This window comes from Amycolatopsis sp. NPDC051128, from assembly GCF_040682715.1.
Taxonomy (GTDB): Bacteria; Actinomycetota; Actinomycetes; order Mycobacteriales; family Pseudonocardiaceae; genus Amycolatopsis.
The window spans coordinates 12,292-38,293 of sequence record NZ_JBFBBN010000008.1; the positions used below are offsets into that span (position 1 = coordinate 12,292).

Here is a 26,002-nt window from a genome sequence, read left to right on the forward strand (position 1 = left end):
TGAACACAACTGAAACTGCCTTGCCGATTTCGCGGTGCCCGGGGGATTCTGGGCACCGCGAAAACGTTCCAGGGGAGGAAACATGTACACCGCTGTCGACGGCGCCCGCGTGCCGATCCGGATGTGGGCCGACCCCGCGTCGGTCGAGGACCAGGCCATGCGGCAGCTGCACAACGTCGCGAACCTGCCGTGGGTGCACGGCGTCGCCGTGATGCCCGACGTCCACTACGGCAAGGGCGCCACCGTCGGCAGCGTCATCGCCATGCGCGACGCCGTCTCGCCCGCGGCCGTCGGCGTCGACATCGGGTGCGGCATGAGCGCCGTCCGCACGTCGCTCACCGCGAGCGACCTGCCCGACGACCTCGGCAAGCTGCGGCGCCGGATCGAATCCGCCGTGCCGGTGGGCTTCGGCCTGCACAAGACGCCGGTGAACCCGGCCAAGGTGCACGGCGTCGGCGGCTGGGACGCGTTCTGGAAGGGCTTCGCCGAGCTGCACACCGGCGTCCAGGAGCTGCACGACCGGGCCGCGCGGCAGATCGGGAGCCTCGGCGGCGGGAACCACTTCATCGAGGTCTGCCTCGAGCAGGGTGGCGCCGACGAGGGCCGCGTGTGGCTGATGCTGCACTCCGGTTCGCGCAACATCGGCAAGGAGCTGGCCGAACGGCACATGGCCGTCGCGCGCAAGCTCCCGCACAACGCCGACCTGCCCGACCGCGACCTCGCGGTGTTCGTCGCCGGCACGCCGGAGATGGAGGCCTACCGGCGTGACCTGTTCTGGGCGCAGGACTACGCGGCGCGCAACCGCGCCACGATGGTCGCGCTGGTGAAGCAGGCGCTGAAGGACGTCGTCCCCGGCACGGCCTTCGACGACGCGATCTCCTGCCACCACAACTACGTCGCCGAGGAGACCTACGACGGCGTCGAGCTGCTGGTCACCCGCAAGGGGGCGATCCGTGCCGGATCGGGTGATCTCGGGATCATCCCGGGCAGCATGGGGACCGGTTCGTACATCGTCCGCGGCCTGGGCAACGACTCGTCGTTCCAGTCGGCTTCGCACGGCGCCGGGCGGCGGATGTCGCGCACCAAGGCGAAGAAGCTGTTCACCGCCGACGACCTCGCGGCGCAGACGGCCGGCGTCGAGTGCCGCAAGGACTCCGGCGTCGTCGACGAGATCCCGGCGGCGTACAAGGACATCGATTCGGTGATCAAGGCCCAGACCGACCTGGTCGAGGTGGTGGCGCACCTCAAGCAGGTGATCTGCGTCAAGGGCTGAAGCGGTACCTTGGCTTCATGACGAGGGGTGGAACGACGGCCGCGCTGCTGGCCACGGCCGCACTGCTGCTGAGCGGGTGCACCGAGGTCGGCAACGCGGTCGACCAGGGCAGCAGGACCGCGGACAAGGTCGGCGCGTGCACCGAGGCACTCGGGCTCGCCGACCTGAACCCGCTGGTCGATCCGGCCAAGTTCAAGGCGCGCGCCGAGGACAAGGAGCAGCGGCTACGCGAGCTCGCGGGGAACGTCCAGGACCAGGACGTCAAGAACGCGCTGCTCGGCATGGCCGACTCCTACGTCGAGGTGCAGAAGGAGCGCATCGAGGACGCCGGCGTCGTGGCCCAGTGGATCCAGCGCAACGTCAAGAAGCTCGACGCCCTCCGCGCGGCCTGCGGCTGACCGGGCTGCCGCTTTACGCGCGGTACACCTGATCAGCCGCCGCCGGCGGCGGCCATCGCCGGGACCGGCTCCGGGGCCGGTGATGGGGTCCGGCGGTGGAGCAGACCGGCGGCGGCGATCACCAGGCCGCCGATACCCGCCGCGGCGAAGCCCCACGCCGGGCTGGAATGGTCGATCGCGAAGCCGACCACCGGGCTCCCCAGCGCGAGACCGAGCCGGGTGGACGCGTCCTGCAGCCCCATCGCCTCGCCGCGGACCCGCGGCGGCGCGATCCGGCTGACCGTCTCGGTGGTCGCCGCGAGCGTCGGGGCGCAGACCAGGTTGGTCGGGATCAGCACCAGCATCAGCAGCCACCACGACTGGCCGGCCAGCCCGACCGGCACCACCAGCAGCGCGAGCAGCAGCATCAGCACGCCCTGCGGCAGCGACCGCCGGACCGCGCCGTGGATCACGCCGCCGATGATCGACGCGACGCACATCACCGCGATCACCAGCCCGGTCATACCGATGTCGCCGTGCGCGCGCAGGGTCGCCAGCGTCGCCAGCTCGGTGCCGACGAGCACGAACAGCGCACCGCCGGCGATCAGCAGCGTGGACATCAGCCGCCAGGTCAGCCAGGTCCGCAGCTTCGGGCGGGCACTGTCCGCGGCCGGCTCGCCGGTGTCGCGGATCGGGGGGTCGAACAGCCAGATCAGGAACGCCGTGCCGCCGAACAGCACGCCGAGCGCGCTGAGCGTCCAGGTCGGGGACAGCGAGGTGATCGCCGCGATGCCGGCCGCCGGGCCGATCATGAACGTCGCCTCGATCGAGATCGTGTCGAGCGAGTAGGCGGCTCGCAAGCTCTCCGCGGGCACCTGCGTCGCGAGGACCTGCCGGGCCAGCGAACCCGCCGGCACCGACAGCATCCCGGCCGGGAGGGCGACCGCGGCGAGCGCCGCGTACGGCAGGTGCGGCGCGGCGACCCAGAACGCCGTCGTGCCCAGCCCGCAGACGGCGACGACGGGGCGCAGCCCGTAGCGGTCGAAGCAGCGGCCCATCAGCGGCGCGCCGAGGGCCATTCCGAGCGTGACGCCGGCGCCGACCAGCCCGGCGGCGCCGTAGCCGCGGCCGAGCCCGGTGACGATGTACAGCGTCATCAGCACGCCGTTCATGGTCATCGGCAGTCGCGCCAGGAACATCAGGGCCATCGTCGACTTGACGTGGGGGACGGAGAGGACCCGGCGGTAGGGCTGCAGCGGCACGCCCTCGATGAGAACCCAAGGTGGTACGCGCGTGCAAGTTATTTCCCCGGTCACCCTCTCGTGACGCGGGGCACCGTGGCCGTTCAGTCCCGTTTGGACAGACCCTGCCGCAGGGCGCCCGCCATCTCGGCCAGGGCTTCGCGGAATCGCGTGCCGACACCGGTGAAGTTGACGAACCCGTGGATCAGGTCGTCGTGGCGGCGCAGGGCGACGTCGACCCCGGCTTCGGCGAGCTTCTTCGCGTACGCCTCCCCTTCGTCGCGCAGTGGGTCGAACCCGGCCGTGACGACCAGGGCCGGCGGCAGGCCGCTCAGGTCGTCCGCGTGCAGCGGCGAGAGCCGCGGGTCGGTCAGGTCGGTGCCCTCCGGCACGTAGTGGCCCTCGAACCACTTCATGTGCACGTCGGTGAGGAACAGGTCCTCGGCGAACAGGTCCTGCGAGCGGTAGCGCCGCGCGAAGTCCGTCGCCGGGTAGATCAGCAGCTGGAACGCCGGTACCGGGCCGCCGCGCCGGACGGCCTGCTGCGCGGTGACGGCGGCGAGGTTGCCGCCCGCGCTGTCGCCGCCGACGGCGATCCGCGCCGGGTCGGCGCCGAGGTCGCTCGCCTTCGCCACCGCGTACTCGAACGCCGCCAGCGCGTCTTCCGTCGCCGCCGGGAACGGGAACTCCGGGGCCAGGCGGTACTCGATCGACAGGACCCGCACCCCGGCGTGCTTGGCCAGGAAGCGGACGGCGTTGTCGTGGCTCGAGCGGGTGCCGATCACCCAGCCGCCGCCGTGGAAGAACACCAGCAGCGGAGACTTCTCGGGCAGTCCGACCGGCGTGTACAGCGTCGCCGGAAGTTCCCCGTCCGGCGTCGGCACGGCGATCTCGCGCACCGAGACCGGCTCGATCGGCTTGCCGCTGACCAGGTGCCTCGCCTCGTTCAGCATGGCGCGCGACTGCTCGACCGAGCCGCGCACCAGCTCGGCGCGGGCGAGCTTCTGCAGTCGGAGCAGCAACTGGGCGTCGAGGGCCAGGTCCTGGCCGTCGAGGCGCACCGGGCGGCCCGCGAGCACCCGCCGGACCGGCGCGGGCAGCCAGAACACGAGCTGGGACGCGGCGGCCTGGACGCGGACCGGGAGCGGGATCGCCATCGTTTGCCTCCTGAACATCGGTGCCGGTGGCGACGTTACTTGCCAGTAGGTAACAGGTCCAGTGCGGCGCCGGTTGTGACCGGGGCCTCGGTCCCAAAGTCTGGTCTTCCAGTCAACTGGAGGGGTTAGCCTGGAAGACGTGACTTCAGCCAGGACGGTCAACGTGCTCGGGATCGGCGGTTCGCTGCGCGAGGGCTCCCAATCCGAACGGGCCCTGAGGATCGCGCTCACCGCCGCGGCGGAGGTCGGCGTCCGGATCCGGCTGCTCGCCGGCCCGGAACTGGTGCTGCCCTTCTACGACGCCGGCGTGCCGGAACGCGACGAACGCGCGACGCGGCTCGTCGAGGCCATCCGGCAGGCGGACGGGCTCATCGTCGTTTCGCCGGGCTACCACGGCGCACTGTCCGGCCTGGTCAAGAACGCCCTGGACTACGTCGAGGACCTGCGCGAGGACAGCCGTCCCTACCTCGACGGCCGCGCGGTCGGCCTGGCCGCCGTCGCACACGGCTGGCAGGCGTCGGTCACCACGCTCGAGCAGCTCCGCACGATCACGCACGCGTTGCGCGGCTGGGCGACCCCGCTGGGCGGGTCGATCAACGCCGCCGAGACCAAGTTCGACGAGGGCGGCGGAGCGTCCGACGAGAAGAGCCTCCGCACCCTTCGCCTCATCGGGCGGCAGGTCGCCGAATTCGCGGTGATGCGCGCCGCATGACGTTTCGCCTGGAAGCCGCCGGGTAACACCACCACGTGACGCCTGCCATGTGGTGGCACCGTTCCGCGGCCGCGGGGTGTTGTGCCCCAGTGAGACGCTCGCCGAGGAGCGTCCTGGACAAAAGGCAGGCTGAACATGGGTCAGGCGATCTACACCGCGGTGGCGACGGCGCGCGGCGACGGCCGCAACGGCGAAGTGACTTCGTCCGACGGGGTCATCGACGAGTCGTTGGCCATCCCGAAGGAAATGGGTGGCCCGGGTGGGGACAAGACCAACCCCGAGCAGCTCTTCGCCGCCGGCTACTCGGCGTGCTTCCACAGCGCCCTGCAGCTGGTCTCGCGCCAGGCCAAGGTGGCGCTGAACGGCTCGACGGTGACCGCGGAGGTCAGCGTGCTCAAGCAGGAGGTCGGGTTCGGCCTCGGCGTCACGCTGAACGTCTCCCTGCCGGGCCTCGAGCAGGCCCAGGCCGACCAGCTGGTCGAGCAGGCCCACCAGGTGTGCCCGTACTCCAACGCGACTCGCGGGAACATCGAGGTCGCGCTTTCGGCCACGGTCTGATCTCCGGATCCAGGTCCGAACCAGTACGAGGAAAGGATCACCAGAGATGAGCAACTCTCCGATCAAGAGCCCGCTTTCCGAAGCCGACAAGGAGATCACCGGCAACGCCCTGCAGGCGACGCTGGTCGATCTGGTCGACCTCTCCCTCATCGCCAAGCAGGCACACTGGAACGTCGTCGGCTCGAACTTCCGCAGCGCGCACCTGCAGCTCGACGAGCTGGTCAGCACCGCGCGCCAGTACGTCGACGAGGTCGCCGAGCGTGCCAACGCCATCGGCGTCTCGCCGAACGGCAAGGCGAAGACCGTCGTCGAAAGCTCGGGGATACCCGACTACCCGGACAACTGGCAGTCGGTGGAGTCCACGGTCGCCGCGATCGTCGACATCCTCGCGGCGCTCATCGAGCGGCTCCGCCGGCGCATCGACGAGACCGACAAGAGTGACCTGGTGACGCAGGACCTGCTGATCGAGATCACCCGGGCGCTGGAAGAGGCGCACTGGATGTGGCAGGCCCAGCAGGCCTGATTTTTCGCGCGAAGGGGTCGTTCCGCCACGGATCGGCCCCTTTCGCGTCCGCGGTCCCAGTACGTTCGGTGGCATGGTCTTGCATCAGGGGAAAGCCGATCGCCCGGACCGCGTAGGCGGGACGAATCCGCTGTACGCCGGGGCGAATCCGGCATTGGCCTCGAACCTCGTCCTGCCGCACGACCGGCTGCCCGACGCCTCGCTGCCGCCGGACACCGCGCTGCAGCTCGTGCGCGACGAGCTCATGCTCGACGGCAACGCGCGGCTGAACCTCGCCACCTTCGTCACGACGTGGATGGAGCCGCAGGCGCGTGCGCTGATGGCCGAGTGCGTCGACAAGAACATGATCGACAAGGACGAGTACCCGCAGACCGCCGAGCTGGAACGGCGCTGCGTGAACATCCTCGCCAATCTCTGGCACGCGCCCGACCCCGCCGACATCATGGGCTGCTCGACGACCGGTTCGTCCGAAGCCTGCATGCTCGCCGGGATGGCGTTGAAACGGCGCTGGGCCAAACTCGGCCGCAGCGGGAAGCCGAACCTGGTGATGGGCGCCAACGTCCAGGTGTGCTGGGAGAAGTTCTGCGAGTACTGGGAAGTCGAGCCGCGGCTGGTGCCGATGGACGGCGACCGGTTCCACCTCACCGCGGACGAGGCGGTGGCCCGCTGCGACGAGAACACGATCGGCGTCGTCGCGATCCTCGGCTCGACGTTCGACGGCAGCTACGAGCCGGTCGCGGAGATCGTCGCGGCGCTGGACTCGCTGGCCGAGCGCACCGGCTGGGACATCCCGGTGCACGTCGACGGCGCGTCCGGCGCGATGATCGCGCCGTTCCTCGACCCCGGCCTGGAGTGGGACTTCCGGCTGCCGCGCGTCGCGTCGATCAACACCTCGGGCCACAAGTACGGGCTCGTGTACCCCGGCGTCGGCTGGGTGATCTGGCGCGACCGGGCCGCGTTGCCGTCCGAGCTGGTTTTCAACGTCAACTACCTCGGCGGCGACATGCCGACGTTCGCGCTCAACTTCTCCCGCCCGGGCGCCGAGGTCGTGGCCCAGTACTACACGTTCGTCCGGCTCGGCTGGGACGGATTCCGCGCGGTGCAGCAGGCGTCGCGTGACGTCGCGACCCACCTCGCGGACGGCATCGCGAAGCTGGGCCCGTTCGAGCTGCTGACCCGCGGCGACGAGCTGCCGGTGTTCGCGTTCACCACTCGCGCGGGCGTCGGCTTCGACGTCTTCGACGTGTCCCGCAGGCTCCGTGAGCGGGGCTGGCTCGTGCCGGCGTACACCTTCCCGGAGAACCGGACGGACCTGGCGGTGCTGCGGATCGTCGTCCGCAACGGCTTCACGCACGACCTCGCGGACCTGCTCCTGGCGGACCTGGCCCGGGTGCTCCCCGAACTCGAGCAGCTCGGCGGGCGCCCGAAGGACCCGGCGAAGGCGACCGCCTTCCACCACTGAGGCCGTCGTCTCTTACCGTCGCCAGGGCGTCTACCGACCGGTAACGTCGGCCACATGGGTGTCGCTGCTGACGAACGCCAGGCGCTGAGTGCGCTCCTCGAAGACCTCGGGCCCGACGCGCCGACGTTGTGCGAGGGCTGGACCACGCGCGATCTCGCCGCGCATCTCGTCGTGCGCGAACACCGGCCTGACGCCGCGCCCGGCATCCTCGTGCCGGCGCTCGCCGGCTACACCCAGCGGGTCCAGGACCGCTACGCCGGCCGCCCGTGGGCGAGCCTGGTCGAGCAGGTGCGGCGGGGGCCGTCGAAGTTCTGGCCCACCGCGATCGGCCCGCTCGACGAGCTGACCAACACCGCCGAGTTCCTCGTCCACCACGAAGACGTCCGGCGCGCGCAGCCGGACTGGGAGCCGCGGCCCGCCGACGCCACGAGGGACGCCGCCGCCTGGCGCTCGGTGAAGCAGGCCGCGAAGCTGAACCTCCGCAAGTCGCCGGTCGGTGTCAGCCTGCGGACCCGCGACGGACGCGAGGCCGCGGTCAGGACCGGGCCCGACCCGGTCACGATCGCCGGCGAGCCGGTGGACCTGCTGCTGTTCGTCTTCGGCCGCGACGCCGTGCACCTCGGCTTCGAGGGTGACGCGACCGCCGTCACGAAGCTTCAGTCGGTGAACCGGGGCCTCTAAGCTTCCGCCATGCCGATGATCAGCGTTGCCATGTTCCCCGGCCGCACGCCCGCCCAGAAGAGCGCACTGGTCCGCGAGCTGACCGACGCGTTCATCCGCACTTGCGGCGGCAAGCCCGAGGGAGTCCAGGTGACGCTCGTCGAGATCGGCGCGGACCACTGGGCCACCGGCGGCGTCCTGCACTCCGAACGCTGACAGCGCACTTTCATAGGGAAAGTTCCGCTTTGAAACGCAAACCGGCACTTTCATAGGGAAAGTGCCGGTTTGCCGGGTCAGCGCAGGCCGAGGGCCCGCAGGGCGAAGTGGACCTCGATGGCCGTCTGCTTGATCGTCTCGGCGATCACCAGCGAGCCGTGGCCGGCGTCGTAGCGGTAGAACTCGTGGTGCAGGTCGCGGCCGCCGAGCCGGTCGAGGTAGTTCTCGATCTGCCGGATCGGGCAGCGCGGGTCGTTGTCGCCTGCCAGCACCAGCACCGGCGCCGTGACGGCGTCGACATACGTGATCGGCGAGCAATCCCGGTACACCGCGGGCACGTCCTCCGGCGAGCCGCCGAAGAGCGCACGGTCGAACGAGCGCAGCTGCTCCATCTCGTCCTCGTAGGCGGCGACGTAGTCCGCCACCGGCACGCCGGCGACGCCCGCCGCCCACCGCGCCGGCTGGGTGCCGAGCGCGAGCAGGGACAGGTAACCGCCCCACGAAGCCCCGTTCACGACGCACTTCGCCGGGTCGCTGAGTCCGCTTTGGACGGCCCAGTCGTGGACCGAGGCGACGTCCTCCAGCTCGGTCAGGCCGGGCCGGCCCTCGATCGCGTCGCGCCAGGCCGAGCCGTAGCCGGTCGAGCCGCGGTAGTTGACCTCGACCACGGCGAACCCGGCGTCCAGCCAGGTCGCGCGGTAGGCGGAGAAGCGGTCCTCGTCCGCCGCGTGCGGGCCGCCGTGGAGGGAGAACACCGTCGGCAGCGGGCCGTCCGGCGCCCCGGACGGCCGTGAGACCAGCGCGTGGATCCGCCCGCCGACGCCCTCGACGAACGTGTCGGTGATCGGCTCGGACCCCGGCGCTCGCGCACCCGGCGGCTCGAGCAGCACCGAGTCGGCGCCGTCGGCCGTCCGCGCCCGCACCGCCGTCGGCTCGGCGGCGCTCGACCACGAGTACTCGACCGTGCCGTCCGGGCGGACGCCGGCGCCGCCGATCCGCCCGGCTGGGGTGTCCACAGAGGACAGCTCCGCCGTGTCGAGGTCGTAGCGGTACAACGAGCTGCGGCCCTCGTGGAAGTGGACGACGAGCAGGGCGCGGGCGTCCGGGTACCAGCCCGCGACGACCTCGCCGGGGAGGTCGAGCTCGATCTCGGTTTCGGTGCCGGTCCGGACGTCCCAGACGAGCAGCTCTTCGCGGCCCCGCCGTTCGTGGAGCACCAACAGGCGCTGGTCGCCCGGCAGCGGGGAGAACTCGAGCGCGGACAAGCCCTTGCCCTCGCCGTCCCACTTGTCCGCGACCGTGCCGAACCCGTCGGTGGCGAGCACCCGCAGCGCCGGGTGCCGCGAGTCGCCGTGCTCGGAGTGCGAGATCGCGATCAGGCTCTCGTCACGGGAAAGGGACGCGATGCCGGCGTCGTCCGGGTGGCTGTAGAAGCGGCGCGTCTCGCCCTCGACGCGCGCGAACAGTTCGCTGCCGTCGTCGGTCGAGACGCCGACCGCGACGAGCCGGGTGCCGATCTCCAGGCCGGCCGGGTAGCCGTCGTGGACGTCCGGGACGGCCTTCTCCGGCTTGCTGCCCTCGGTCGCGGCGAACGGCTCGCGCACCCACGAGCCGAACTCGTCGCCGTCGGTGTCGTCGAACCACCAGATCCACTCGCCGTCGGGCGACGGCGTGGCGTGCAGGGTGCCGTTGGGCCGGTCGGTGACGCGGCGGTGCTCGCCGGTCGCGCGGTCCCAGGCGTAGACCTCCCAGACGCCGCTGGCGTTGGAGACGTAGATGTTGGCGTCGGGCGCGTCGCGGGCCCAATCGGGCACGGAGATGCGCGGGGCGTGGAAGCGGGCGCGCCAGCGGGCTTCGGCTTCGGCGTCGTCGAACAGCCGGTCCGGGACCACCGCGGGCGGATATTGCTTGGCTGACTGCGTGCTCACCCCTCGATCCTGCCACCTTCTGGCCGTACTGTGTGCGGGGTGCTGGAGGGTTACGCGCCGGGCTACGGGCGAGACGCGGTTTCGATGATGTCCGCGCGCACGGCTGCCGAGCGCGCGACGTTCGCCCAGCCCCTGTTCGAGCCGGGCATGTGGGTGGTCGACCTCGGCTGCGGTCCTGGCTCGATCACGGTGGGCCTGGCCGCGGGGTCGCGAGTGACGGGCGTCGACCGGGACGCCGGCCAGGTCGCGATGGCGCGAGACATCGCCCGCCGCGCCGGAAGGTCCACAGTGGACTTCGTGGTGGCGTCGGCGTACGCCCTGCCGTTCGCCGACGCCAGTGTGGACGTGGCGTTTTCCCATGCGCTGTTCGAGCACCTGGCCGCACCTTCGGACGTGCTGGCGGAGCTGCACCGGGTGCTGAAGCCGGGCGGCAGGCTTGCTCTGTCTACTTCGGACTGGAGTAAGGCGCGCCTGCGCCCGAAGACGGCGAACGTCGACGCGGCCCTGCGCGGTCACTACTTGCTGCGCCGCCGGGCGGGTGGCGACCCGTTCGCGGGCCGCAAGATCGCGGACCACTGCGCGTCGGCGGGCTTCAAGGACGTGGTCTCGCGCGCCCGTTACCGCTCGGACATGACGTACCGCGACCTGGCGAAGTACGTCGAGTCCCGGTTGGACGAGGCGCTGGAGGACCCGGATTTCGGCCGCGACCGCGACCAGCTGGCGAGCGCGGCCCGCTCGGCCTGGACGTGGGTCCGCGGCGGCGACGGCGATTTCAGCCAGTGCTGGGTCGAAGTGACGGCGACCAGACCGTGAAACCAGAAGAGCCGGTGTCCGAAGACACCGGCTCTTACTCGTCGGGGTGGCGGGATTCGAACCCACGACCTCCTCGACCCGAACGAGGCACGCTACCAAGCTGCGCCACACCCCGAGGTACTGCTTAACGGGTCGTGGAGAAGTCTAGCGGACGGTGTCGCGGGCTTTCCGGGGGGCCGACTTTCGCGACTTCGCGGTCCCCGATCCGCGCGGGACCAGCGTCAACAGGCTTGCTTCGGGTGGGCAGGCGAACCTGGCGGGCGCCCACGGCGACGTCCCCAAACCAGCCGACACGTGCAGCCACATGTGCGCGCCCCACCGCGACGCACCACGTGCGCGGCTGCGATCCAGCTCACAGTTCGTGACCAGCGCGCCGTAGCCCGGGAGGCGGAGCTGGCCGCCGTGGGTGTGGCCGGCGAGCACGAGGTCGTAACCGTCCGTGGCGAACGTGTCGAGGACCCGCGGCTCGGGGGAGTGCGTGACGCCGATGCGGACGGCGGCGCCGCGATCGGCCGGCCCCGCGATGTCGGGGTAGCGGTCGCGACGCAGGTGGGGATCGTCGACGCCGGCCGCGAACACCGCCTGCCCGCCGACGTCGATCGTGCGCCGGACGTGGGTCAGGTCGGTCCAGCCGTGCTCGACGAACGCCGCGCGCAGGTCGCGCCACGGCAGCTGCGTGCCGTGGATGCGCTTCTTCTTCCCTTGCGGCATCAGGTATCGGGCGGGGTTCTTGGGTTTGGGCGCGTAGTAGTCGTTGCTGCCGAAGACGAACACACCGGGCCGGTCGAGCAGTGGCCCCAGCGCGCGCAGCACGGACGGGACGGCCGTCCGGTGCGAAAGGTTGTCGCCGGTGTTGACGACGAGATCCGGGTTCAGCTCGTCGAGCGCGGCCACCCAGCGCTGCTTGCTGTGGTGGCCCGGCAGCATGTGCAGGTCCGAGACGTGCAGGATCGTGAACGGCCGCGACCCGGGCGCCAGCACCGGCAGCTCGGCAGTGCGCAGGGTCCAGCGGCGCCGTTCGATGCCGACGGCGTAACCGAGGGTCGCGGCGCCGAGCGCAAGCGTCCCCGCGGCGAGGCGCTTCACGGTGGCCCCCGACGTGGTCGTGTTACTGAGCGTGCTCACGGGGTCCAGGATACGTGCTCGACGGTGGGTTGCCTCGCCCCCGTTCCCGAGCCGGAAAGCCGAAGGGGCCCGTGCGCTTCGCACGGACCCCTTCGGCTTCGGGCGGGCTTACCGGCCGCCACCGCCCGTGTACTTCGGATCCGGTTGCGGCAGTTCCATTCTCGGCTGGCTGGCGTCGAGGATGTTCTTCATCGCGCCGAACCACGTCCGGGCCGGCGACTTGCCACCGAAGATGTTGCCGCTGCCGCAGACGCGGACGTTGCCCGGGCCGGCGTCGCAGATGCCACCCTGGCCGCCGCCGAACTTGAACGTCATCGCCGCCCCCGCCAGTTGCGGGGTGCCGCCGACGAACGTCGCCGAGACGTTGCCCTGCGTCGTGCCCGTCTTGCCGATCATCGGCCGGTCCCAGCCCACGCCGCCGGCGGCCGTGGCCGAGGTACCACCCGGCTGGTCGTCCTTGCTCATGCCGACGGCGAGCGTGTTCGCCAAGCCCTCGGGCACCGCCTGCTCGCACGGGGCTTCCTTGACCGGCACCGGCGCGCCGTTGCGGTCGGTCACCCCGGCGATCGGCGTCGGCGGGCACCAGACGCCGCCGGACAGGATCGTCGCCGCGACGTTGCCCAGTTCCAGACCGCTCAGCGGACTGAACCCGAGCGTGAACGCGCCGAATCCGGGGTTGTTCCCCCGCGGGCCGTAGTACTCCGCTTGGCTGAGCCGCTTCGTTTCCGCCTCGGCCTTCGGATCGACGGCCCCGCCGCCGGCGTTGCTCGCCATGGTGTCGCGCATCCCCAGCCGCCTCGCCATGTCGATGCCCGGTGCGGTGCTGCCGAGCCGGTCCTCGAGTTCGACGAACGCGGTGTTCGGTGACGTCGCCAGCGCGGTCTGGACCGTCGCGCCCTCGGCGATCTTGCTGTAGTCACCGGCGTTGCCGACGCAGTACCAGCGCGAGCGCAACGGCGGCCCGGTCTGCGGACAGCTGTTGCCGCCACCGGTGAACACGTGCGACACGTAGGTGTCCGGCACCTGCACCGGCGAGAAGATGCCCGCCACGCCCTTGTCCATCGCCGCGGCCGTGGTGAAGATCTTGTACGTCGACCCGGCGCCACCGGTGTTGTAGACGCCCGCGGGTAGCGCGTACGTCGTCTGGCCGGCGTCCTGGTTCTGGCCGTAGTCGCGGTTCGCGGCCAGCGCGACGACTTCGTGCCGGTTCTTGCCCGGTCTCACCAGCGACAGGGTGTTCGCCACGTACGGCTGGGTCTTCTTGACCTGCGCCTCCGCCGAGACCTTCGCCTCGTGGTTGGCTCGCTCGTCCAGCGTGGTCTTGATCGTGTAGCCGCCGGTGTAGAGCTGGTCCTTCGTCATCCCGGACTTGATCAGGTAGTCCTCGACGTACTGGCAGAAGAACCCGGCCTCCGTGCCCGCGCCGATGCAGTTGGCCGGCGGCTTGGCCGGGAAGTCCGGCACGACGCCCAGCGGCTCGCCCTTGAAGCGGTCGGCGTCGGCCTTGGCCAGCTTCTTGTTCTCCACCATCCGGTCGAGCACCAGGTTGCGGCGCGCGGTGGCCTTGTCCGCGTGCTTCCACGGGTCGTTGTTGACCGGGTTGTTCACCAGGCCGGCCAGCAGCGCGGCCTGCGGCACGGTGAGTTTCTCGGGAGTCGTGTTGAAGTACGCGTGCGCGGCGGCGCCGATCCCGAAGATCTGCCGCGAGAATTCGACGATGTTGAGGTAGCCGGCGAGGATCTGCTGCTTGCTCAGCTTCGTCTCGAGCTGGATCGCGATCCGCGCTTCCTTGAGCTTGCGGGCGATCGACGCCTCCTGGGCCTTCTTCTGGCCCACCTCGTCGCCGCGGTAGACGACGTTGATCAGGTAGTTCTTGACGTACTGCTGGGTCAGCGTCGACGCGCCCTGCGTGTCGGCCCCGGTGCTGTTGCTGACCGCCGCGCGCAGGGTGCCCTGCCAGTCGACGCCGTGGTGGTCGTAGAACCGCTTGTCCTCGACCGAGACCAGTGCCCATTTCATGGCTTCGTTGATCTGGTTCTCGTTGATCGGCAGCCGGTACTGGTCGTACAGGGTGGCGATCGGCTTGCCGGTGCTGTCGGTGACCGTCGTGACCAGCGGCGGAGGGATGTCGGCGAGGTCGGAGGACGTCTTCTCCACCGTCTCGCTGGCCTGGTTGGACATGACACCGGCGGCCCCCACGACCGGGAAGAGCATTCCGGCGACGAGCACCCCCGCGAGCAGGCAGAGGCCGATGAGCTTGAACAAACCATCCGCTTTTCGCACGAGAGCCAGGCTACCCGGAGTGAGTCAGGCGCCGGTGACGCCGTGTCCCCGGTGATGCGAATCCAGTGACAAAACCGACCCCCCTCGGTGACATCTGGTAACGGAAGGCATTCTAGGTCTTGGCGGGGGAACCGAGGGCCCCTACAGTCCGTCAACGTCTCACGAAGACAAGCCGACGGATGGATCAACGTGAGTGGGAGCTCGCTTGGTCCGAACGGCGGCACCGGCACCGGGGAGGTGCCCGGGTAACCGACGTGAGCTGAGGGAGACACGCTCGCGGGGGCAAGGAGCGCAGTGCCTTATCCCCGCTGGTGCGTCGATCACCAGGGTAGGGAGCTGGGGGTATGGAAACCAACCAGTCGAGCTGGCGAATCAACGCGTCCTGCCGGGACGCCGATCCGGACGGCCTGTTCGTCCGGGGTGCGGAGCAGAACCGGGCGAAAGCGGTCTGCCTGGGTTGTCCGGTCCGCACGGAATGCCTCGCCGAAGCACTCGACGGCCGGATCAACTTCGGCGTCTGGGGTGGCATGACCGAGCGGGAGCGGCGGGCCCTGCTGCGCCGCCGCCCCGACGTGGAGAGCTGGGCGGAGTTGCTCGAAGCGGCCAAGCGGGACGCCGAGGAGCGGGTCAAGGTCGGCTGACCAAGGCCGCCACTTTCATAGGGAAAGTTCCGCGTCGCCCCCTCGGCGGCGCATCTTTCCCTATGAAAGTGGCGCTTTGCCCGGCGGTCAGCCGGCGAGCTTCGTGCCGATTTCGCGCAGGCCGTCGAGGTCGTGCACGTCACCGGCCAGCGCGGGCACCCGGGCCAGCGCCACCTCGGGGTGGGCCCGGGTGAACCGCGCGAGCAGCCGTTCTTCGCGGCCGGCGAGGCTGACGCGGTCGGCGTGCAGCCGCAGCACGGCCTCGGCCAGTGGCGCGTTCGTGTCGCCCTCCTGCAGGGATTCGGCCGCGGCCAGCGCTTCCGCGCCGGACAGCTTCGCGAGCACCGGGTGGGTCCGGTTCGCGATCAGCCCGGCCAGTGGCATCGACTCGGCCGAAAGCCGCTCGACGAAGTAGGACGCCTCGCGCAGCGCGTCCGGCTCCGGCGCGGCCACGACCAGGAACGACGTCCCGGACGAACGCAGCAGCTCGGCGGTCTTGCGCGCGCGCTCGCGGAAGCCGCCGAACATGCTGTCGAACGCCTGCATGAACGCGGACGCGTCGGTCAGCAGCTGGCCGCCGATGATCGTCGACACGGCCTTGGCGAACATCGAGAACCCGGCGTTGACGACCTTGCGCAGGCCCCAGCCGCCGGCCTTCGCCGGACCGGTGAGCAGCCGGATCATCCGGCCGTCCAAAGCGGACGAAAGCCGCGTCGGCGCGTCGAGGAAGTCCAGCGCGGACCGGCTCGGCGGGGTGTCGACGATGATCAGGTCCCACTCGCCGGTGGCCGCGAGCTGGCCCAGCTTCTCCATCGCCATGTACTCCTGCGTGCCGGAGAACGACGTGGAAATCGTCTGGTAGAAGGGGTTCTGCAGCAGCTGCTCGGCGCGTTCCGGGCCGGCGTGCACGCGCACCATGTCGTCGAAGGTGCGGCGCATGTCGAGCATCATCGCCCACAGCTCGCCCTTCGGCTCGAACCCTTCGACCTGCACCTGCTTCGGGTGGTTGCCGAGTTCGCGGAGGCCGAGCGCCTGCGCCAGCCGGCGGGCCGGGTCGATCGTCAACACCACGGTCTGGCGGCCGCGCTCGGCCGCGCGCAGCGCCAGCGCCGCGGCCGTGGTGGTCTTGCCGACGCCGCCGGAGCCGCAGCAGACGATCACGCGGCTTTCCGGGTCGTCGAGCAGGGCGTCGATGTCGATGGTGGTCACAACCGCACTCCCTGGTCGGTCAGGGCCTCGGCCAGGTCGTAGAGAGCCGCGACGTCGACGCCGTCGGTCAGGTCCGGCAGCTCCAGGGTGGGCAGGTCGGCCTCGGCGAGCTGTTCGCGCGCCCGTTGCTCGGCGGCGACCCGCACGGCGTGCTCGACGGTTTCCTCGACCAGCGCGTCCAAGGTGTCGTTCGGCAGCTTGAGCCCGGCCGACGCGAGCCCGGTGCGGACGCGGGAAGCGTCGACGCGGCCGTCCGCGGCGGCGGTCACCGAGCGGGCGGGCAGCCTCGGCGGCCGGACCCGGTTGACCAGCACCGCGCCGGGGCGCAGATCGGCGCCGTCCAGCTCGGCCACGGCCTCGACGGTTTCGCGGACCGGCATCTCCTCCAGCAGCGTGGTCAGGTGGACGGCGGTCTCACCGGAGTGCAGCAGCCGCACGACGCCGTCGGCCTGGCCGCGGATCGGGCCGGTCTTCGCGAGGTCCGTCAGCGCCTTGGTGACGTCGAGGAACTTGACGACGCGGCCGGTCGGCGGCGAGTCGACGACGACGGCGTCGTAGGTGTGCCGCCCGTCGGACTCGGTGCGGCCGACACACTCCTTGATCTTCCCGGTGAGCAGGACATCGCGAAGCCCGGGCGCGAGGGTGGTCGCGAACTCGATCGCGCCCATCCGCCGCAGTGTCCGGCCGGCGAAGCCGAGGTTGTAGAACATCTCGAAGTATTCGAGCAGCGCGGCCTCGACGTCGATGTGCAGCGCGCGCAGCTCGCCCCCGCCGGGGACGGCGGCGATGCGCTGCTCGGCGTAGGGCAGCGGCTCGGTGTCGAAGAGCTGGGCGATACCCTGCCGACCCTCGACCTCGATGAGCAGCACGCGACGGCCTTCGCGGGCGAGCGCGAGCCCGAGCGCCGCGGCGAGCGTCGTCTTCCCGGTTCCGCCCTTGCCGGTGACGAAGTGCAGCCGGGCGCGGGCAAGCTCGTCGGTCCAGCCGGCATGGGGAGTGGTCACTTCTTCACCCTAAATCAGTGCTCAGCTGGCCAGCAGCATGACGCTGACCGCAGTCCCGACCGCCGCGACGAGCGCCCAGGCCACGAGCCCGGGCACCACGGTGAGGGTGAGCACGCCCACGACGACCAGCAGCGTGAAGGTGATCACGCCGCCGATGGCGACCTGGCCGGAGCTCTGCGTCCGGTCGCGCACCTTCGCCATCACGACGAGCACCAAGGGCAGCCCGGCCGCCGCGAGCAGCGCCGTCGCGATCACGCGCCACGTTTCCACGGGGCAACGCTAGCGGCGTGAGATGAACCACAACACGGTGCGTCGCCCGTGGATTTCCGGCGGCGGGCCCCGGCCCTCTTGCCCGCTTGGCTACGCTCGCCAGCTATGAGCGCCACCAAGTGGGAGTACGCGACCGTCCCTCTGCTGATCCACGCCACGAAGCAGATCCTCGACCAGTGGGGCGAGGACGGCTGGGAGCTGGTCACCGTGTTGCCGAACCCGAGCGGCGAGCAGCACGTCGCGTACCTCAAGCGTCCGAAGGGCTGATCACGGTGAGCTGGAGCGAACGGCTGAAGGAGCTCGGCATCGAGCTGCCCGGCGTGGCGGCCCCGCTGGCCGCTTACGTGCCCGCGGTTCGGAGCGGCTCGCACGTCTACACCTCCGGCCAGCTGCCCTTCGTCGACGGCGTGCTCGCCGCGACCGGCAAGGTCGGCGCGGAGATCAGCCCCGAAGAGGCGAAGGGCCACGCGCGGACGTCGGTGCTCAACGCACTCGCCGCGGTGCACGCGCTGGCTGGCATTGACAACGTCGTGCGGATCGTCAAGGTTGTCGGCTTCGTGGCTTCCGCGGAGGGCTTCACCGGCCAGCCCGCGGTCGTCAACGGCGCGTCCGAGCTCCTCGGCGAGGTCTTCGGCGACGCGGGCATCCACGCCCGGTCGGCCGTCGGCGTCGCGGAGCTGCCCATCGGCTCGCCGGTGGAGATCGAACTGATCGTGGAGGTGCAGTGATGGATCCGGACATCGAGCAGTCCACCCACGAGCTGCTGCTCCGGCTGGCCGGGCGGCTGCCCGACCAGCTGCTGTGGCGGTTCCGCGACTGGCTCGGCGAGGGCGCCATGGGCACGCTCGCCCGGACCCTGCCGAGGTCTTTGCTTAAGCACAGGATCGACCTCGACCAAACGGAGTACCGCCTGCTCGTGGCCGGTCTCATCCCGCACGGCGCCGACTGGCACCAGGTCAGTTCGACGCTGGGGGTAGACGACGTCACCGAGAACAGGTACACATTCACGTCGAGTGCGCCCGAATGGGTTAACTCGGTCGACTCCGTGTCCGTACTGATCCACGCAACGTTGCGAGGACGCCCGGATGTGGGGGAAGTGCGGCAGAGCTGGCGCCACTTCGGTGTCGTCGGTCAAGGAACGGCCAAGCGTGTCCTGCTGATCACCGCGCTGACGGGGCTGCCGAGGTTGACCGGCGAACTGCAGCGGGTGTTGCGGGTACTGGGCGACGAAGAGCCCAGCGTCGAGGTCATCCCGCCGCGCTTCGACCTGCCGGGATACCACCGGGCCGCGCTGGCCGACTCAGAACTGGTCTGCGTGGGCGCGGTGGCGGGGACCCGGCTAGTAGCCGCATAACGCTCGCTCCGCCAGCGAGCTGGGAGGGAGCAAGGCAATGGTGGAGGTCCACGACGGCCCGCCCATGGACGGGTTCTCGGTGCCCCTGCGCCTGCACAACCTGTTGCTGGCCCTGGCGGGCCGGATCGACGACAGCGCGCTCACCGAGGCGCGCGAGCTGATCGCCCGCGCGCACATCGACGAGGCGGTCGAGCTGACCACCGGCACGCTCATCGCGGGCCGGATCCCGGTCAGCTCCGCCGAACAGCGTGAGCTGGCGCTGGTGCTCGAGATGAGCCGGTCGGACGCGACGCTGGCGAACGACCTGCTGGTCGACGAGACCGAGCCGGTCAACGCGCACCGGTTCACCGGCGAGAACTCCCCGGAGTTCGGCATCGCCGAGGCGCTCGACCGGACGCTGCAGGTGCTGCCGGACGTCCGCTCGGTGCACGCGGTGTGGCGCAACACGCCGGCCGGCAGTGTGCCGGGCGCGTTGCCGCAGCGCGTCGTGCTCGTCGAGCTGGGGCCGGACGGCAACCCGCCGGCTGTCGCGTTCCGCGTCGACACGGCGTTGCGCCGGGCCGGGATCCACTCGGTCGTCGAGGTCAGCGGCCCCGGCGTCGCGCATTCCGAGTACCACCAAGCCGCATCGGCGGCCGCGTCGCCGGCCTGGGTGACGGGCACCACGACGTCGAGTTCGTCGTCGTACCGGCCGGAGCCGGTCAAGCCGTCGGCCCCGGCGCCGACGCCGGAACCGGTCGCGGAGTCGGGCAGCCGGCACAGCATGCGGGCCGCCGCCGCGGCCGCCACGACGCCGCCGCCGGCGGAGCCGGTCGCTCCGGTGGTGCCGATCGTGTCGCCGTCGTCCGCCCCGGAGCCGCCACGCAAGGCGCGGTCGGAGACACGGGCCGAGCGCACCGCCGACCTGACCCCGGCCGAGGTGGCGCAGCTGCGGCAGGCGCTGGCCGAGGACCCGGAGAAGGGTCGTGAGATCGCCGCGGGCAAGCCGTCGATGCACGAAGTCGTCGAGCTGCCGGCGCTGGACCTGGACGACCCGAGCCTGAGCGAGCGCGACCGGGCGCTGCTGCGCGAGCTGCACGCCGAGCTGGCCGAGCGCGAGCGGGCCGAGGCGGCGAAGATGCGGCTCAACGGCGCCTCCCGGTCCGGTGGCGACCAGCGCGGCTGGACCGCCCCCTGAGCTTTGCGGTACAAAGCCGCACTTTCGCTATGAAAGATGCGTTTCTTCCAGTGTCTGGGAAGCCACAACCATATAGTGGGACGGCGAGGGGCGGCGGTATGTTGCCCTGGTGGAGCAGCCAACGGAGTTTGTCTTCGACATCCCGGTCGGAGCCGGCGTCGCGACCCGGGCCAACGCCGACGGCCCGCCGGCGACGCCGAAGGACGCGGCGACGGTGATCCTGGTCCGGGACGGCGCCGACGGCGTCGAGATCTTCCTGCAGCACCGGGTCAAGGGCATGCCGTTCGCGGGCGGGATGACCGTCTTCCCGGGCGGCGGGGTCGACCATCGCGACGCCGACACGTCGGTGGCGTGGGCCGGTCCCGACCCATCCTGGTGGGCTTCGCGGTTCGGCTGCGACGAGGCGCTCGCGCGGGCGCTGACCTGCGCGGCCGTGCGTGAGACGTTCGAAGAGTCCGGTGTCCTGCTCGCGGGCAGCGCCGACGCGGCGCTCACCGACGTCACGCCGTACGCGGCCGCCCGCCAGGCCCTGGAGACGCGGGAGGTGTCGCTGGCCGGGTTCCTCGCCGACGCCGGGCTGACGCTGCGCGCCGACCTGCTGCGCCCGTGGGCGCACTGGATCACGCCCGAGCAGGAGCCGCGCCGGTACGACACCCGGTTCTACGTCGCGAAGCTGCCCGAAGGCCAGGAGGCCGACGGCGCGACGTCGGAGGCGTCGAGCTCCGGCTGGCAGTGCCCGGAGGACGCGATCACCGACGCACGCGAGGGCCGCCGGATGCTGATGCCGCCGACCTGGCTGACGCTGAGTGAGCTGGCGCGGTTCGCCACCGCGGACGACGTGCTCGCCGCGCCGCGCGAGATCGTCCGGATCGCGCCGATGCTCATCCGCGAGGGCGACCACGTCCGCGTCGTGCTGGAGCCGCGATGAGCGCCCCGGCCTACGGCGTGCTGCGCCACGTGACCGAGACGGCTTCGGTGCTGCTGGAGAACAACCCGTCGTCGATGACGCTCGAAGGCACCAACAGCTGGGTGCTGCGGGCCGCGCCGGACGTCCCGGCCGTCGTCGTCGACCCGGGGTACCGCGACCTCGAGCACCTCGAACTGCTGGCCGGGGTGGGCGAGGTCGAGCTGATCCTGCTCACGCACTTCCACCCCGACCACACCGAAGGCGCGCCGTGGTTCGCCGAGCGCGTCGGCGCGCCGGTGCGGGCGTTCGACCCCGCGCTTTGCCTCGGTGCTTCGTCCTTTGTGGACGGGGAGGTGATTTCCGCCGGTGGCCTCTCGATTCGCGTGCTGCACACACCGGGGCACACCGACGACTCGGTGTCGCTGGTGCTCGACGGCCAGGTGCTGACCGGCGACACGGTCCTCGGCCGCGGCACGACGGTGCTGCACGACCTCGGCGACTACCTGCGCTCGCTGCGGAAGCTCATCGAGCTGCCGGCGGGCACCTTAGGGCTGCCCGGGCACGGTCCAGAGCTCCCCGATCTGCCCGCGACCGCGCGCGAGTACCTTGCCCATCGGGAACAGCGGCTCGATCAGGTGCGTTCCGCTCTGAAGACGCTCGGCGCGGACGCCACACCGCGCCAGGTGGTCGAGGTCGTCTACGCCGACGTCGACCGGGCGTTGTGGGCGCCCGCCGAATGGAGCGTGCAGGCGCAGCTGGATTACTTGCGGTCGGAGGAGAGCGGATGAGCAACGTCGAGGTCGAGTTCTACTGGCGGCCGGGGTGCGGGTTCTGCGCCGCGCTGGACCGGCCGATGTCGAAGAGCGGCTTCACCATCCGGAAGATCAACATCTGGGAGGACCCGGCCGCGGCCGCGCGCGTGCGCGAGGTCGCGAACGGGAACGAGACGGTGCCCACCGTGATCGTCGGGTCGACGGCCATGGTCAATCCGTCCTTCGCCGAGGTCGAGGCCGCGGTCAAGGCAGCTTCGGCGGGCTGAGCGCGCCGGGCCGCTCTCCGTGGAGGAAGGCGGCCCACACCTCACGCAACCCGGTTTCATTCTCCAGGCCCTTCGGGGCGCCTTCGAGCATCGGCGCGTCCCAGACGTCGTGGGTGCCGAAGAGGAACGGGATGTCGATACAGTGGCAGGCTCCGAACCGGTTGCCCGGGGCCTGCCAGTCGAAGCGGTAGGTGAAGGCGCCGAGTTTCTTCGCCAGCCGGTCGCTGGTGAAGAAACTGTTCGCTTCGTCGATCGCTTCCCGGGGCGCATCGGGGACGAAGGCGCGCAGCTCTTCGCGTGTCCAGCTGATCAGCGCCGAGCCTTGGCGCGCCGCTTCGATGAGGTCCTTCGCGACGAGGTCGTCGTCGGCGACCAGCTGGAACGGCGGCTCGATCGAGCCGGGCTCGCCGGGTACCGAGAGCTGCGCGGCCAGCAGCCGCTCGACCGGGACCGTGCGGATGTCGTTGCCGTCCAAGGCTTCGGCGAGCCGCCCGGCGGACACGGCGGCTTCGTCCGGTGTGGACGGTCGCATGCCGAGCGGCGCGCTCTGCAGCGCGATCCGCTTGACGAGTCCCTTGGCGCGTGGCGACGACCACAGGGCCAGCGCCGACTGCGCGCCTGCCGACTGCCCGCCGAGCGTGACCTCGGCCGGGTTCCCGCCGAACGCGGCGATGTTGTCGCGAACCCACTCGAGCGCGGCGAGCTGGTCGGCGATGCCGAGGTTCGGCGGAATCCCTTCGGCGCTCAGGAATCCGAGCACGCCGAGCCGGTAGTTGAGCGTCACGACGACGACGTCGGCCTCGCGGGCGAGGCGAGTGCCGGTGTACCAGACCTGGCCGCCCGAGCCACTGGAGAACCCACCGCCGTGGATCCACACCAGCACCGGGCGGCTCCCGCCGGTCGAGGGCGTGAAGACGTTGAGCGACAGGCAGTCCTCACTCTGCGGCAGGGGCATCGGGCCCAGCGCGTGCTCCAGGCGTGACGGCGGTTGCGGCGCCGCGGGGCCGGCTTCTCGCGTCTCACGGACGCCCGTCCACGGCTTCGGTGGCGCCGGCGTTGCGAAGCGTTCCGCTGTGGCGTACGGGATTCCCCGGAAAGTGCCGTCCGTGCCGCGGACCCGGCCGGTGGTGGTTTCGACGATCATCGCGCCTCCTCGAAGGTCACCGCGGCTCCGCCGGCGTCCTCGGCCCGCACGAAGAACCCGTGGTCGCTGGTGGTGGTCGGAACGTGCTCCTCGATCAGCTTCCGCGCTTTCGCCAGATCCGCGACGACGACACCGTGGGCGGCGAAGTACGGCAGTTTTCGAGGGGGTTCGCCGGGCAGGACGGCGTCGAGGTCGCTCACGCCGATGATGTCGACGAGTTCGCGGCCGCGGGTGATCACGTCGTAGCGGCCGCGATAGTGGCCGACCTCGTCGTCGGCGACGACCAGGAGGATCCCGGCCACGGCGCGGGCGCCGTTCGGGTGGACGAGGTAACGCGGCTGGTGGACGTACTCCGGGGTGAGGTGCTCGGCAGTGTGCAGGATGCCCTCGGGCGTCCGGTCCCGTCTGATGTGGACACTGCGGAACCGCGCGGTGCGGGTGCCTTCGGGCAGTTCGACGTCGCGTTGCAGCTTAAGCACTCCTGACGTCGAGAGGCCGGCTTCGCGCAACCTGCGTTCGGCCTCTTCGGAGTCGTCGCAGCCGAACGAGCAGCCGTGCAGGCCGTCGCCGCGGTCGTCCAGGATGGGCAGTACCCGCCACGGATCGCCGGCTTCCTCGTCGACGATGCCGATCAGTTCGAGGAACGACTCGCCGAAGTAGGCGCAGCGGTTCGCCGTGCAGCTGGGCAGCAGTTCGCCGCCGTCGGTGCGGGAGGCGAAGTGCCGGGACGGCGGGCTGAGCGTGAAGCCGAGTTCCTCGTAGCGCTGCCAGGTCGCTTCGTGGTTCCTGGTCAGGAAGACCGTGTGGTCGATGTGCACACCTTCAGCCTGGGGTTGCTTGCTTCTCTGTTCCAGCCGCGGGGACTTCTTGCGCGAAATCCGACATCGCCTAGGCTGATTTGGTGGAATCCGGCCTGCTCGACGACCTGGATCGTCGCCTGGCGCACGCGCTGCAGCTGGACGGCCGGGCATCGTTCAGCGTGATCGCGTCGGCGCTGGGTGTCTCGGACCAGACGATCGCCCGGCGCTACCGGAAGCTGCGGTCGTCGGGGGTGCTGCGGGTGGTCGGCGTCCCGGAGGCGGCGCCGCTGGGGCAGGCGCTCTGGCTGGTGCGGCTGCGGTGCGTCCCGGACGCGGCGGCCGCGATCGCGGCGGCGCTGGCCCGCCGGAGCGACACGCAGTGGGTGAGCTTGATGTCCGGCGGCACGGAGATCGTGTGCTTCGTCCGCGCGCCACTGCGCGAGGAGACGGACGGGTTGCTCCTGGGGCAGCTGCCGCGGACGCCGCGGGTGGTGTCGATGACGGCGTACCGGCTGTTGCGTCGTTTCGCTGGCGGGCCGGCGGGCTGGCCGGGCCGGTCGAACGCGTTGTCGGCTTCGCAGGTTTCCTCGTTGCGCCGCCCTCCTTCGCGCGGTTCTTACCGGCCGGAGCCGGAAGACGCGGACTTGCTGGCGGCCTTGGCCCACGACGGCCGTGCCGACTTGTCGACATTATCGACGGCTTGTGGCCGGTCGGAGTCGACGGTCCGCCGTCGCCTTTCGGCGTTGCGATCGTCCGGAGCGCTGTACTTCGACGTGGAAGTGGACGCGGCCCTGCTGGGCTACCCGCTGACGGCAACGCTCTGGCTGACGGTGGCGCCATCGGCGCTGGAATCTACGGGCCGGGCCTTGGCGGGCCACCCCCAGGTGGCCTTCGCGGCGGCGACAACGGGCCCGGCGAACCTGGTGGCGAACGTGGGCTGCCGCGATGACGCGGCGCTGTACTCGTACCTGGCCGACGACCTGGGCGGGTTGCCGGGCGTTCAGCAGGTGGAGACGGCGCCGATGATCCGGACGCTGAAGCGCTTCGGCGCCCTGGAGCCGTGACCTACCGGGCCAGCATCGGCATCAGGTAGTACGTCAGCTCCACCTCCCCGGGCTCGGCGGCCCGCAGGACGCACGCCCGCATCCCCGGCTGGATCGACAGCACCACGCGCTCCCCGGTGAACGCCTGCAGCGCGTCCAGCAGGTACCTCGCCTGGAACGACGGCGATGTCCGGCCGCCGAGGACGTCCGCCTTCAGCGTCTCCTCCGCTTCGCCCGTGTCCTGCCGTGCGCTCGCCAAGCGGACCTGGGCGTCCCCGACCTCCAGGGTCAGCACCCGCCGGTCCTCGGCGTACACCCCGACGCGGCGCAGCGCCGCCGCCAGCGCGTCCGCGTCCAGGGACACCGTTGTGTCGACCGCGCCCGAGGGGATCGACTCCTCCGACAGGAAGCCCGCGTCGAGCACCGCCGTGCCGACCAGGCCGCCCTCCCAGCTCAGGCCGAACCGGCCCGGGCCGAGGTGCAGCCCGACGACGCCCCTGGCCTGGCGCGCCGCCTCCGTCAGCAGCACCGCCGGCACCAGCACGTCCAGCGATCCCGGCGCGCGCAGCGGCAACCGGGCCACCGCCATCCGGTAGCGGTCCGACGCCGTCAGCGTCAGGCGGTCGCCCGCCTGCAGCCGGACGCCGGTGAACAGCGGCAGCGGGTCGTCCTTCGCCGCCGTGCCCGCGACGATCCGCAGGGCCGACGCGAACGCCGTTCCGTCCACTTCGGACACCCGGGTGAGCGAGGCATCCGGCGCGGCCGCTCCGGACGAAAGCAGCGGCAGCGCGAACCGGGCGTTGTCCAGCCGTAACGCCAGGCGGCTGCCTTCGACGACCAGGCGGACCAGCTCGGTGTCGAGCATCTTCAGCGTCTCGGCCAGCGGCGCCGCCGGGACGACGACCGAGCCGTCGGTGTGCGTGGTGGCCGGGCAGTCGAACCGGACGGTGAGGTCCGGGTCGCTCCCGGCGACCCTCAGCCCGGCCGCGTCCGCCCGCAACCTCAGCCCGCTGCGGGCGGGCAGCAGGCGCGAAGCGGCGGAGACGGCCGCCGAGAGGCGGTGGGCAGGCGCGGTGACATCCATGC

The 26,002-nt window shown here is 71.1% G+C and carries 29 protein-coding genes and 1 tRNA gene; 18 read left to right on the plus strand and 12 right to left on the minus strand.

The genetic code is table 11. From position 1 onward, the window contains the following. Nucleotides 1–82: 82 nt before the first annotated feature. Both AB0M82_RS11270 and AB0M82_RS11275 read left to right on the plus strand, forming a co-directional pair. A complete protein-coding gene (locus tag AB0M82_RS11270; protein WP_364720009.1) occupies nt 83–1,273 on the plus strand; it encodes an RtcB family protein in 1,191 nt (396 codons plus the stop codon). A gap of 17 nt (nt 1,274–1,290) precedes the next feature. Further along, on the plus strand, nt 1,291–1,671 hold the full coding sequence (locus tag AB0M82_RS11275; protein WP_364720011.1) for a hypothetical protein: 381 nt from the start codon (nt 1,291–1,293) through the stop codon (nt 1,669–1,671). 32 nt (nt 1,672–1,703) lie between these two features. Here the strand turns inward: AB0M82_RS11275 and AB0M82_RS11280 are convergent, their stop codons facing one another. Together AB0M82_RS11280 and AB0M82_RS11285 are read right to left on the minus strand one after the other, a co-directional pair. Then, nucleotides 1,704–2,849 carry an MFS transporter gene (locus AB0M82_RS11280; RefSeq protein WP_364720430.1) on the minus strand — a complete coding sequence of 382 codons (1,146 nt, stop codon included), beginning with the start codon at nt 2,847–2,849 and terminating at the stop codon, nt 1,704–1,706. Between the two features lie 146 nt (nt 2,850–2,995). After that, entirely contained in the window at nt 2,996–4,048 is a 1,053-nt protein-coding gene (locus tag AB0M82_RS11285) for an alpha/beta hydrolase (protein WP_364720013.1), read from the minus strand. 139 nt (nt 4,049–4,187) lie between these two features. Here AB0M82_RS11285 and AB0M82_RS11290 point away from each other — a divergent pair, with 139 nt between their 5' ends. The 6 genes from AB0M82_RS11290 to AB0M82_RS11315 all read left to right on the plus strand — a co-directional run bounded on the left by AB0M82_RS11290 (nt 4,188) and on the right by AB0M82_RS11315 (nt 8,179). Further along, the gene (locus tag AB0M82_RS11290; RefSeq protein WP_364720016.1) at nt 4,188–4,760 is read left to right on the plus strand and encodes an NADPH-dependent FMN reductase; all 573 of its coding nucleotides are present in this window, start codon (nt 4,188–4,190) and stop codon (nt 4,758–4,760) included. Nucleotides 4,761–4,895: 135 nt separating this feature from the next. After that, nucleotides 4,896–5,318: an organic hydroperoxide resistance protein gene (locus AB0M82_RS11295; RefSeq protein WP_364720018.1), complete on the plus strand. Its 423-nt coding sequence runs from the start codon at nt 4,896–4,898 to the stop codon at nt 5,316–5,318. A 46-nt stretch (nt 5,319–5,364) separates the two neighbouring features. Next, on the plus strand, nt 5,365–5,841 hold the full coding sequence (locus AB0M82_RS11300) for a DNA starvation/stationary phase protection protein (protein WP_364720020.1): 477 nt from the start codon (nt 5,365–5,367) through the stop codon (nt 5,839–5,841). A gap of 73 nt (nt 5,842–5,914) precedes the next feature. Continuing rightward, entirely contained in the window at nt 5,915–7,303 is a 1,389-nt protein-coding gene (locus tag AB0M82_RS11305) for a glutamate decarboxylase (protein WP_364720023.1), read from the plus strand. Between the two features lie 54 nt (nt 7,304–7,357). Continuing rightward, entirely contained in the window at nt 7,358–7,984 is a 627-nt protein-coding gene (locus AB0M82_RS11310; RefSeq protein ID WP_364720025.1) for a TIGR03085 family metal-binding protein, read from the plus strand. Between the two features lie 9 nt (nt 7,985–7,993). After that, complete coding sequence (locus AB0M82_RS11315; RefSeq protein ID WP_176174273.1) at nt 7,994–8,179, plus strand: tautomerase family protein; 186 nt, start codon at nt 7,994–7,996, stop codon at nt 8,177–8,179. A gap of 77 nt (nt 8,180–8,256) precedes the next feature. Here AB0M82_RS11315 and AB0M82_RS11320 read toward each other — a convergent pair whose 3' ends face one another. Next, the gene (locus AB0M82_RS11320) at nt 8,257–10,107 is read right to left on the minus strand and encodes a prolyl oligopeptidase family serine peptidase (protein ID WP_364720027.1); all 1,851 of its coding nucleotides are present in this window, start codon (nt 10,105–10,107) and stop codon (nt 8,257–8,259) included. A gap of 39 nt (nt 10,108–10,146) precedes the next feature. Here AB0M82_RS11320 and AB0M82_RS11325 point away from each other — a divergent pair, with 39 nt between their 5' ends. Then, nucleotides 10,147–10,920, plus strand: a complete 774-nt coding sequence (locus tag AB0M82_RS11325; protein WP_364720029.1) for a methyltransferase domain-containing protein — start codon at nt 10,147–10,149, stop codon at nt 10,918–10,920. 41 nt (nt 10,921–10,961) lie between these two features. Here AB0M82_RS11325 and AB0M82_RS11330 read toward each other — a convergent pair. The 3 genes from AB0M82_RS11330 to AB0M82_RS11340 all read right to left on the minus strand — a co-directional run bounded on the left by AB0M82_RS11330 (nt 10,962) and on the right by AB0M82_RS11340 (nt 14,328). Then, nucleotides 10,962–11,035, minus strand: a tRNA-Pro gene (locus AB0M82_RS11330). Between the two features lie 29 nt (nt 11,036–11,064). Then, nucleotides 11,065–12,006 (minus strand): metallophosphoesterase, encoded by a 942-nt coding sequence (locus tag AB0M82_RS11335; protein WP_364720431.1) that lies wholly within the window; start codon nt 12,004–12,006, stop codon nt 11,065–11,067. Nucleotides 12,007–12,153: 147 nt separating this feature from the next. Further along, nucleotides 12,154–14,328, minus strand: coding sequence for a transglycosylase domain-containing protein (locus tag AB0M82_RS11340; RefSeq protein WP_364720032.1), 2,175 nt, complete (start codon nt 14,326–14,328; stop codon nt 12,154–12,156). 344 nt (nt 14,329–14,672) lie between these two features. Between AB0M82_RS11340 and AB0M82_RS11345 the strand changes: the two genes are divergently transcribed. Next, nucleotides 14,673–14,969 carry a WhiB family transcriptional regulator gene (locus tag AB0M82_RS11345; protein ID WP_364720034.1) on the plus strand — a complete coding sequence of 99 codons (297 nt, stop codon included), beginning with the start codon at nt 14,673–14,675 and terminating at the stop codon, nt 14,967–14,969. Between the two features lie 87 nt (nt 14,970–15,056). On the opposite strand, the gene AB0M82_RS11350 is transcribed toward AB0M82_RS11345, so the two are convergent. Genes AB0M82_RS11350 through AB0M82_RS11360 form a run of 3 tightly spaced genes read right to left on the minus strand, consistent with a single transcriptional unit; the run spans nt 15,057 to nt 17,452 of the window. After that, nucleotides 15,057–16,178: an ArsA family ATPase gene (locus AB0M82_RS11350; RefSeq protein ID WP_364720037.1), complete on the minus strand. Its 1,122-nt coding sequence runs from the start codon at nt 16,176–16,178 to the stop codon at nt 15,057–15,059. Beyond that, a complete protein-coding gene (locus tag AB0M82_RS11355; protein WP_364720039.1) occupies nt 16,175–17,182 on the minus strand; it encodes an ArsA-related P-loop ATPase in 1,008 nt (335 codons plus the stop codon). The genes AB0M82_RS11350 and AB0M82_RS11355 overlap by 4 nt, the downstream gene beginning before the upstream one ends. A 21-nt stretch (nt 17,183–17,203) precedes the next feature. Continuing rightward, nucleotides 17,204–17,452, minus strand: coding sequence for a hypothetical protein (locus AB0M82_RS11360; protein WP_364720042.1), 249 nt, complete (start codon nt 17,450–17,452; stop codon nt 17,204–17,206). Nucleotides 17,453–17,557: 105 nt separating this feature from the next. On the opposite strand from AB0M82_RS11360, the gene AB0M82_RS11365 reads away from it, so the two are divergent. The 7 genes from AB0M82_RS11365 to AB0M82_RS11395 all read left to right on the plus strand — a co-directional run bounded on the left by AB0M82_RS11365 (nt 17,558) and on the right by AB0M82_RS11395 (nt 21,929). Next, the gene (locus AB0M82_RS11365; protein WP_003068074.1) at nt 17,558–17,719 is read left to right on the plus strand and encodes a DUF4177 domain-containing protein; all 162 of its coding nucleotides are present in this window, start codon (nt 17,558–17,560) and stop codon (nt 17,717–17,719) included. A 5-nt stretch (nt 17,720–17,724) separates the two neighbouring features. Beyond that, entirely contained in the window at nt 17,725–18,180 is a 456-nt protein-coding gene (locus tag AB0M82_RS11370) for a RidA family protein (RefSeq protein ID WP_364720045.1), read from the plus strand. Next, on the plus strand, nt 18,180–18,806 hold the full coding sequence (locus AB0M82_RS11375) for a hypothetical protein (RefSeq protein WP_364720048.1): 627 nt from the start codon (nt 18,180–18,182) through the stop codon (nt 18,804–18,806). The genes AB0M82_RS11370 and AB0M82_RS11375 overlap by 1 nt, the downstream gene beginning before the upstream one ends. Before the next feature lie 37 nt (nt 18,807–18,843). Beyond that, nucleotides 18,844–19,983 carry a hypothetical protein gene (locus AB0M82_RS11380; protein ID WP_364720051.1) on the plus strand — a complete coding sequence of 380 codons (1,140 nt, stop codon included), beginning with the start codon at nt 18,844–18,846 and terminating at the stop codon, nt 19,981–19,983. 109 nt (nt 19,984–20,092) lie between these two features. Further along, complete coding sequence (locus AB0M82_RS11385) at nt 20,093–20,911, plus strand: NUDIX hydrolase (protein ID WP_364720054.1); 819 nt, start codon at nt 20,093–20,095, stop codon at nt 20,909–20,911. Further along, nucleotides 20,908–21,678 (plus strand): MBL fold metallo-hydrolase, encoded by a 771-nt coding sequence (locus AB0M82_RS11390; RefSeq protein WP_364720057.1) that lies wholly within the window; start codon nt 20,908–20,910, stop codon nt 21,676–21,678. The genes AB0M82_RS11385 and AB0M82_RS11390 overlap by 4 nt, the downstream gene beginning before the upstream one ends. Beyond that, on the plus strand, nt 21,675–21,929 hold the full coding sequence (locus tag AB0M82_RS11395; RefSeq protein WP_331658912.1) for a glutaredoxin domain-containing protein: 255 nt from the start codon (nt 21,675–21,677) through the stop codon (nt 21,927–21,929). Before AB0M82_RS11390 ends, AB0M82_RS11395 begins: the two co-directional genes overlap by 4 nt. On the opposite strand, the gene AB0M82_RS11400 is transcribed toward AB0M82_RS11395, so the two are convergent. Further along, on the minus strand, nt 21,907–23,073 hold the full coding sequence (locus tag AB0M82_RS11400; protein WP_364720060.1) for a carboxylesterase family protein: 1,167 nt from the start codon (nt 23,071–23,073) through the stop codon (nt 21,907–21,909). The genes AB0M82_RS11395 and AB0M82_RS11400 overlap by 23 nt on opposite strands. Continuing rightward, nucleotides 23,070–23,891: a VOC family protein gene (locus tag AB0M82_RS11405; protein ID WP_364720062.1), complete on the minus strand. Its 822-nt coding sequence runs from the start codon at nt 23,889–23,891 to the stop codon at nt 23,070–23,072. The genes AB0M82_RS11400 and AB0M82_RS11405 overlap by 4 nt, the downstream gene beginning before the upstream one ends. Before the next feature lie 83 nt (nt 23,892–23,974). Between AB0M82_RS11405 and AB0M82_RS11410 the strand changes: the two genes are divergently transcribed. Beyond that, nucleotides 23,975–24,937, plus strand: a complete 963-nt coding sequence (locus AB0M82_RS11410; protein ID WP_364720065.1) for an Lrp/AsnC family transcriptional regulator — start codon at nt 23,975–23,977, stop codon at nt 24,935–24,937. A gap of 1 nt (nt 24,938) precedes the next feature. Here AB0M82_RS11410 and AB0M82_RS11415 read toward each other — a convergent pair whose 3' ends face one another. Then, entirely contained in the window at nt 24,939–26,000 is a 1,062-nt protein-coding gene (locus AB0M82_RS11415) for a DNA polymerase III subunit beta (protein WP_364720068.1), read from the minus strand. Nucleotides 26,001–26,002: the final 2 nt, after the last annotated feature.

Coding starts and splice junctions, on each gene's coding strand:
- AB0M82_RS11400 (WP_364720060.1), bottom strand. CDS start 23,073: ATGATCGTCGAAACCACCACCGGCCGGGTCCGCGGCACGGACGGCACT.
- AB0M82_RS11285 (WP_364720013.1), bottom strand. CDS start 4,048: ATGGCGATCCCGCTCCCGGTCCGCGTCCAGGCCGCCGCGTCCCAGCTC.
- AB0M82_RS11395 (WP_331658912.1), top strand. CDS start 21,675: ATGAGCAACGTCGAGGTCGAGTTCTACTGGCGGCCGGGGTGCGGGTTC.
- AB0M82_RS11280 (WP_364720430.1), bottom strand. CDS start 2,849: ATGTTCCTGGCGCGACTGCCGATGACCATGAACGGCGTGCTGATGACG.
- AB0M82_RS11295 (WP_364720018.1), top strand. CDS start 4,896: ATGGGTCAGGCGATCTACACCGCGGTGGCGACGGCGCGCGGCGACGGC.
- AB0M82_RS11315 (WP_176174273.1), top strand. CDS start 7,994: ATGCCGATGATCAGCGTTGCCATGTTCCCCGGCCGCACGCCCGCCCAG.
- AB0M82_RS11345 (WP_364720034.1), top strand. CDS start 14,673: ATGGAAACCAACCAGTCGAGCTGGCGAATCAACGCGTCCTGCCGGGAC.
- AB0M82_RS11380 (WP_364720051.1), top strand. CDS start 18,844: ATGGTGGAGGTCCACGACGGCCCGCCCATGGACGGGTTCTCGGTGCCC.
- AB0M82_RS11415 (WP_364720068.1), bottom strand. CDS start 26,000: ATGGATGTCACCGCGCCTGCCCACCGCCTCTCGGCGGCCGTCTCCGCC.
- AB0M82_RS11305 (WP_364720023.1), top strand. CDS start 5,915: ATGGTCTTGCATCAGGGGAAAGCCGATCGCCCGGACCGCGTAGGCGGG.
- AB0M82_RS11270 (WP_364720009.1), top strand. CDS start 83: ATGTACACCGCTGTCGACGGCGCCCGCGTGCCGATCCGGATGTGGGCC.
- AB0M82_RS11390 (WP_364720057.1), top strand. CDS start 20,908: ATGAGCGCCCCGGCCTACGGCGTGCTGCGCCACGTGACCGAGACGGCT.
- AB0M82_RS11310 (WP_364720025.1), top strand. CDS start 7,358: ATGGGTGTCGCTGCTGACGAACGCCAGGCGCTGAGTGCGCTCCTCGAA.
- AB0M82_RS11365 (WP_003068074.1), top strand. CDS start 17,558: ATGAGCGCCACCAAGTGGGAGTACGCGACCGTCCCTCTGCTGATCCAC.
- AB0M82_RS11300 (WP_364720020.1), top strand. CDS start 5,365: ATGAGCAACTCTCCGATCAAGAGCCCGCTTTCCGAAGCCGACAAGGAG.
- AB0M82_RS11375 (WP_364720048.1), top strand. CDS start 18,180: ATGGATCCGGACATCGAGCAGTCCACCCACGAGCTGCTGCTCCGGCTG.
- AB0M82_RS11275 (WP_364720011.1), top strand. CDS start 1,291: ATGACGAGGGGTGGAACGACGGCCGCGCTGCTGGCCACGGCCGCACTG.